Source organism: Actinomycetota bacterium (assembly GCA_018830725.1).
Classification (GTDB): domain Bacteria; phylum Actinomycetota; class Humimicrobiia; order JAHJRV01; family JAHJRV01; genus JAHJRV01.
This window is the reverse complement of sequence record JAHJRV010000061.1, coordinates 1-6,218: the sequence shown is the minus strand read 5'-3', so window position 1 is coordinate 6,218 and position 6,218 is coordinate 1. Positions and strand designations below refer to the sequence as shown.

Below are 6,218 nucleotides of genomic sequence, written 5' to 3'. Positions count from 1 at the left end.
TATCTTCCTTATTAATGCGATTACTTTTCCCAATATTTTAACATTGGATAATATTATTGGTTCCATAAGATCGTTTTCTGGTTGTAAGCGTATTTTACCATCCTCTTTAAAGAATCTTTTTACTGTAGCTTCATCTTCTACCAATGCAATCACAATATCACCATTTTCAGCAGTGTTCTGTTTTTTTGTTACCAATAAGTCTCCAGGCTTAATTGCTGCATTTATCATACTTTCACCCTTCACTCTTAATATAAAATTATCTTTAGAGCTAATAAAATTAGTAGGGAGTGGAAAATATTCATCAATATTTTGTTCTGCTAAAAGTGGTATTCCAGCAGCAATTTTACCTACAATTGGAACTGAAACAAATTTCTTTCCTAAAATTCCTTCATATTTTTTAGATGGAGATATTATTTCAATTGTCCTGGGTTTTAGTGGATCTCTTTTAATATATCCTTTTGTTTTTAGTTTATCTAAATGACTCTGAACAGTTGCTGGAGAACTAAGCCCCACTGCTTTGCAGATTTCTCTAACTGATGGGGGATAAGCCTTTTTAATAATAAACTCTTCAATAAAATCTAAGATCTGTTTTTGTCTCTTTGTAAGTTTTTCACCAATCATCAATATTCTCCTGTTATTTAATAAACCTTTTATAAAATATATTTTTATTAATATATCATAAATTTTATAAAAAAGCAAACGTAGGTTCGATTCATAATCTTTTGTTAATTCTTTAAATTTTTGCTAAAATCACCCAATACAAATTAAAATATAGAATACGATGATCTTTTGGTCATAAATAATGTTATTATAAAAAAAATGATAAGAAGGACAAAAAAGTAAAGGAAATATATGTTATATAAAGATAGAATTGAAAAAGAAAAATTAGAAATGATAAAAAAACTATTTGATGATGCTTTTTTAAAACTAAAGAAAGCAAATTTAGATGATATATCAAAGAAATCAGATGTCAATTATATAACAACTAAAGAGGGTCACAAACAAATTGTAATTCCATATTTAAATAGAGAAATTCTTGTAGATATGAATAATAAAAATATTTACTGGTCTGATAACATGGAAAAAATAGATCTACGTTTAAGTGTGATAACTATACATTACCTTTTAGGATGTACATCAAGAGAAATAGGGGAGGGGTGGATATCATACAGAGAGATTCCGGATGCCTTATTTTATGCAAAAACAATTCCTGGTACTTTATCTCCCTTAGTCAAAATCTTTTCGGAAGAACCAAATAGGTTGCTTTTAACAGCAAAAAAACTTAATGGTGAAAATATTTCAATAGGGGATATGGGAATTTTATTAAAACCATTTCCAAAATATCCTGTTTTATTTGTTTTTTATAAGGCTGATGAGGAATTTCCTACGAAAGTAAATGTTTTGTATGATAAATCTGTAAAAAATCTGCTATTAGCAGCAGAAGTAAAGGTGCTAACAATATTTCTTATAAAAGAATTAATAAATGTAAAAATTTAAGAATATAAACTGTTAGATTTTAGCTTTGTTAAAAAAGATTTATATTTAGCTAATAAAATGGTGATAAATAGATGAAAATTAAAAAAGGTGCTATTTTTTCAATGATTTTTTATTTTATTATTTTAATTTTAATAATATTTTTAATTGTAATAATACCCATATATCCAAAACAAAAGGAATTCAAACCGGATCTTGAGTTAACACTAAGTATAAATAAAGATCAACTGAAAATTGGGGATGAGGTTCTAATTAAATATGAAATAAAAAATAACGATAACATATCTTACAAAAAGGGATTTTATAATATATTTTTAGAACTTAAAGAAAAGGATAAAAATGTAAAATTAAAGATAGCTGACCTAAGTCATGATATTGATTCTAAAAAAATACTGAAGGGTGTATTTCCCTGGAAAATAGAATTTATACCCAAAAATTCATCTGAAAATTTCTTGAATTTAGCTATATATTCTAAACAGGAAGATGGAACATTGATATTAATTGACGAAAAATCTATACTTATAAAATTTATATAAAATTATAAATATATTAAAAATAAGAGAAAAACATTTAAAAGTTAAAAATTTAAAGAATTTCTATTATAATTACAAGTTCCGCTAATATATCTTATGTAAACTTGATTATAATTTTACTTATTCCCTTCCTTTTTACTTTCTCTTTGGGATTTTTATACGTTTTTTACCTTTTTGTTTCTTACTTATTTCCCAATGTTTTAACGGTCTTCTTCTTTTAAAACTTTTTCTTATATCTCTCTTTGGCATTTTTATATTCCATAAAATTTCAAAATTTAAAAAATATTTTTACTGAAAGATATAATTTATAAACAATTTTATTCTATTTTAAACTTTGAAGCTAATTAATTATCAATCTTTGTTAATTTTATGCTTCAATATCTCTTCTTCCCTATAATTATACATTCAAATATCTTTATATACCTTTTTACCAGGTGTTTTCATACAATAATATTATCTTATCAGGTATTATTAATAGATCAAATATTGTAAGTTTTTAATCAAGTTATTTTTATAAATATCTACCTTCTAAATAAAATTCAAGTAATTTTTCTTTTCCTTTTAATACATTTAGATCACTACTGTATTTAATCGGAAACTCAATTAAATCAATCGGGAATTTAAACTTTTTTAACTTATATTTTTGTCTTTTTTCTTTATTGCCTAATCTTATTAATTAATGATGCCTAAGTTTTTCCTTTCAATAGTGATTTAAATAATCGTAGAATACTACTAAAAAGACCTATAATTGCTAAAAGTAGACATATCAGATATCCAGCAAATGGATGAATTTGGGCAGGTATAAAGATAATTATTAAAGTAAGAAAGCGTATAAATTGGAAAATATTACCGATAGGGTCTTCCACCAGCCGATCATAAAGACAGGCAAATTCATAGCTGATCTTTCAATTTCTCTACACTTTAAATTTGCGATAAAGTTTCCCTGAATTTATCTGTATTTTCTAAGAATGCTTTTGCTTCTTTTAGCAATTTTTTACTAGGGAGACTTTCAATGTAGGTTAAAAGAAATACTATAATATTCGCCATTATAAAACTACCAACAACAGCTTTTACTGTTCTCCCAAAGCTAAGAGCATAAAAAAAAGGAACATAGGCACAAACACATAACGTGAAAAATATCGCCCATATCGCTATGGAAGCAGGCTTTCCATCGAGAACGAAGTAAGTCTTGCCCTTCTTCTGCTCTAACCAAACAAGAGCCCCTACCCAAGCACTCTTTTTGACAATAAAAGCTCTTTTTTTGACATAAAATCGAATCTTAGGTGCATTCAGAATCTCATACTTGTCACCGAAATACTTTTCAAATACCTCTCTAGCCCTTTCGCTAGTTAACCCAAGGTTAGGCGGCATTACAACTTTCGCTTTCGCCATAATAGTTCACCTCCTTGTATAGTTTTTTTGAGCATTTAGCTCCTCCCACCCTTATGGTGTAGGACCGGTAATTTTGAGCGCTGTTTTGTCCCGACTGTGTGATCTGTTCTGTAATCTCTAGGAGAAGTCCTTCACCCTTTTTTGATAATTGATTATGCATTCTGACCAATTCGTACTCCTATATACAACTGTTATTGTAATAATATTTGACTTTTGTGAGTTATTTATTTTACTAATTCTTCTAAAATTTCTCCAGAAACTGCATCAATCTTAGCAATGGTCTTCCATACCCATTGTTTTCCTCCTGGACTTTTTTTGAGTTCAGCCAAGCTAGCTATCCAAGTAGGAGTTTCATCTTTTTGTCCTCCCAGTGCTAATCTGGCAATAGAAAACTCATCCCTCGCTTTATCTATTGCCTCAGTAGAATCAACTTTCCAATTTTTGGGATCGAAAATCGCTTTTTCTCTTCCTTCTCGTAACTCTTTCTCTTTCTCCTCGATTTCTTCTTTTGAAAGTCCCACTCTTTGTGAAAAAGATAATTTTATTTCTTTTGTTGAACTATTTCCTTCAATTTTTCCGGACGATTTCCTTTTTATAATATTTACAAGAATATCCAATTTTTCAGAAGGTGAATAGAATGAAAAATACCATTCCTCAGCCGTTCCATCATCATGTAAGGGCCTGGGATTTTTATTCCATTTTGTTTTAACTTCGATTGTATCACCATAGCCGATCACCTGAGATTCTATTTCACCGGTATTAGCTTCTACGTTCCATAAATAAGCATCGGCATATTTCTCTTTGGCGATTCTTTCTGCTTCTGGATAAGCTTCCAAAGCAGAAAGAGAAGTAACAGCCCAGGGTATTTTTATTACATAAATTATTCCAAAAATTGCTGCGATAATTAATATCCAAATAATAAAGCCACCGATAGTCGCAGCTATTTCCATTAATGTTTCTTTTATTTTCATATTTACAAAATGTTTAATAACAAAAAAGATTCCTAGTGTTTCAATCCCTTTTTATTCAGGTCAATTATTTTTCCAGGTAAAGTGCGTTTAATTAGTAGAAGCAACCTTTCTTCCCTACTTTCATTTTTCTCATTTCTCTTCACAATAAGCTATCCTTTTTGAAATAATTTATTTAAATTGAAATATAGTGATAATAGTATAATAAATAAACTTCTTTTTAAATTAATTTTTAAATAAAATATCTTAAAATCAATGATATCATTATAAAATAAAATATTAAGTTGATTTAATATTAAAGAAAGAAAAAATAAAATGAAAAAGGAGAATATTGAAAAAATTTTGGTTATACCAAGAGAAAAATTATTTGAAAGTATATTTTTTGAGGGATTTGAAAGAGAGAAGATAACCTATTATTTAAAAAGAATAAGAAAATACTCAATATTTATGAAAAGATTTTTAGTTGAGAATGATGCAAATTACAAACAGATAATTCCTTATTTGATAATAAAATTTAAAAATAAGTATTTTATGTTTCAAAGATTTCCCATTGGAGCAGAAGATAGACTTTTTCACAAATATTCAGTAGGTATAGGTGGCCATATAAATGAAAAAGATACTGATAAATCACATGATTTAATTTATTCAGGATTAAAAAGAGAATTTAATGAGGAACTAATTTATAGAGGGAAATTAAAAAGTAAAATTATTGGATGTATAAATGATGATTTCGATGATGTTGGAAAAGTACATTTTGGAATTGCATATTTGATTGAAATTGAAAGCTCAGGTATTGAAGTTAGAGAAAAGTCTAAGATGGAGGGTAAATTAGTTAATAAGAAAGATTTACTAAAATATAAGAATAAAATGGAGAGATGGTCTCAAATTATGATCGCTAATTTATTATAAATTTTTATTATTTAGTAGAACATATTGAATCTGTTAATATTTTTCTCTGAAAAGATTTTATTTTAAACTTATACCCTCCCCCTACCCCCTCCCATAAAGGGAGGGGAAACAAGTAAAACTAAAAAACAGCACATTAAGCTTTAAAATCTTCTGGTCTAACTGTTTCAAGAAATTTCTTAAATCTTTTTATCTCATCGTCAACAGTTTCTATATTTATGGATGCTATGTTTAAAACCTTCTTGGATACAAAAATTGGGACTTTTACCCTTACAGCAATAGCAATTGCATCACTTGGTCGTGCACTTAATTTTAATATCTTATCTTTACGCATCAAAGTTATTTCAGCATAAAATGTATTGTTAATAAGATTATTTACTAAAACTTTTTCAATGGTTGTATTTAAAAGACTTAATAAAGAAATCATCAAATCATGAGTCATAGGTCTTGGAGGTTTATAACCTTCAAGTTCTAATGCAATAGCATATGCTTCACTTAATCCTATCCATATAGGAAGATATCTATTACCTTTTTCCTCTTTAAGCAACATAAGAGGTTTGCGTGAAGGTATCTCTATTCTGATTCCTTCTAAAACAATCTTTATAAAATTATTTTCTTCTTTGTTATTTTGATTTTTCATAATAAATATATTTAAAAATAATATATTGTCATTAATTATTGTAAACTTGTACTTGATACTTTATCTAAAGAGGGTATAAATGATATCCATGTTGAACCAACATTAAATCCTATTGGTCTCCCCTCCTCATCTAAATAGAGATAAGGATCTGCAACGCTTGTTCTACTCCATGTTCCTTTTATTACTTTTCCATCCATAAAAAATAAGGCATCTCCATAACCTGCTGTCCTTACAACCATATGACCCTTTTCACTACTAATATCACGTGTAATATCTGTTATTTGT

8 protein-coding genes are annotated in these 6,218 nt (G+C 27.7%); 3 read left to right on the top strand and 5 right to left on the bottom strand.

All coding sequences use genetic code 11. From position 1 onward, the window contains the following. Positions 1-621 (bottom strand): transcriptional repressor LexA (gene lexA / locus KKC53_03025; GenBank protein ID MBU2598137.1); only part of this gene is annotated, 621 nt, incomplete at its 3' end. 231 nt (positions 622-852) lie between these two features. Between lexA and KKC53_03020 the strand changes: the two genes are divergently transcribed. After that, positions 853-1,497 (top strand): DUF3786 domain-containing protein, encoded by a 645-nt coding sequence (locus tag KKC53_03020; GenBank protein MBU2598136.1) that lies wholly within the window; start codon positions 853-855, stop codon positions 1,495-1,497. 71 nt (positions 1,498-1,568) lie between these two features. Continuing rightward, a complete protein-coding gene (locus KKC53_03015) occupies positions 1,569-2,030 on the top strand; it encodes a hypothetical protein (GenBank protein ID MBU2598135.1) in 462 nt (153 codons plus the stop codon). 918 nt (positions 2,031-2,948) lie between these two features. On the opposite strand, the gene KKC53_03010 is transcribed toward KKC53_03015, so the two are convergent. Further along, positions 2,949-3,419: a hypothetical protein gene (locus KKC53_03010; GenBank protein MBU2598134.1), complete on the bottom strand. Its 471-nt coding sequence runs from the start codon at positions 3,417-3,419 to the stop codon at positions 2,949-2,951. A gap of 224 nt (positions 3,420-3,643) precedes the next feature. Further along, on the bottom strand, positions 3,644-4,369 hold the full coding sequence (locus KKC53_03005; GenBank protein MBU2598133.1) for a hypothetical protein: 726 nt from the start codon (positions 4,367-4,369) through the stop codon (positions 3,644-3,646). A 333-nt stretch (positions 4,370-4,702) separates the two neighbouring features. Here KKC53_03005 and KKC53_03000 point away from each other — a divergent pair, with 333 nt between their 5' ends. After that, positions 4,703-5,296, top strand: a complete 594-nt coding sequence (locus KKC53_03000) for a hypothetical protein (protein MBU2598132.1) — start codon at positions 4,703-4,705, stop codon at positions 5,294-5,296. 133 nt (positions 5,297-5,429) lie between these two features. On the opposite strand, the gene KKC53_02995 is transcribed toward KKC53_03000, so the two are convergent. Together KKC53_02995 and KKC53_02990 are read right to left on the bottom strand one after the other, a co-directional pair. Next, positions 5,430-5,933 carry a bifunctional nuclease family protein gene (locus KKC53_02995; protein ID MBU2598131.1) on the bottom strand — a complete coding sequence of 168 codons (504 nt, stop codon included), beginning with the start codon at positions 5,931-5,933 and terminating at the stop codon, positions 5,430-5,432. Positions 5,934-5,968: 35 nt separating this feature from the next. After that, on the bottom strand, positions 5,969-6,218 hold a 250-nt coding region (locus KKC53_02990; protein MBU2598130.1), incomplete at its 5' end, for a DUF3048 C-terminal domain-containing protein.

What these genes read in the sequence shown, in the direction of transcription:
- KKC53_03020 (MBU2598136.1), top strand. Translation starts at nt 853, where the DNA reads ATGTTATATAAAGATAGAATTGAAAAAGAAAAATTAGAAATGATAAAA.
- KKC53_03015 (MBU2598135.1), top strand. Translation starts at nt 1,569, where the DNA reads ATGAAAATTAAAAAAGGTGCTATTTTTTCAATGATTTTTTATTTTATT.
- KKC53_03010 (MBU2598134.1), bottom strand. Translation starts at nt 3,419, where the DNA reads ATGGCGAAAGCGAAAGTTGTAATGCCGCCTAACCTTGGGTTAACTAGC.
- KKC53_03005 (MBU2598133.1), bottom strand. Translation starts at nt 4,369, where the DNA reads ATGGAAATAGCTGCGACTATCGGTGGCTTTATTATTTGGATATTAATT.
- KKC53_03000 (MBU2598132.1), top strand. Translation starts at nt 4,703, where the DNA reads ATGAAAAAGGAGAATATTGAAAAAATTTTGGTTATACCAAGAGAAAAA.
- KKC53_02995 (MBU2598131.1), bottom strand. Translation starts at nt 5,933, where the DNA reads ATGAAAAATCAAAATAACAAAGAAGAAAATAATTTTATAAAGATTGTT.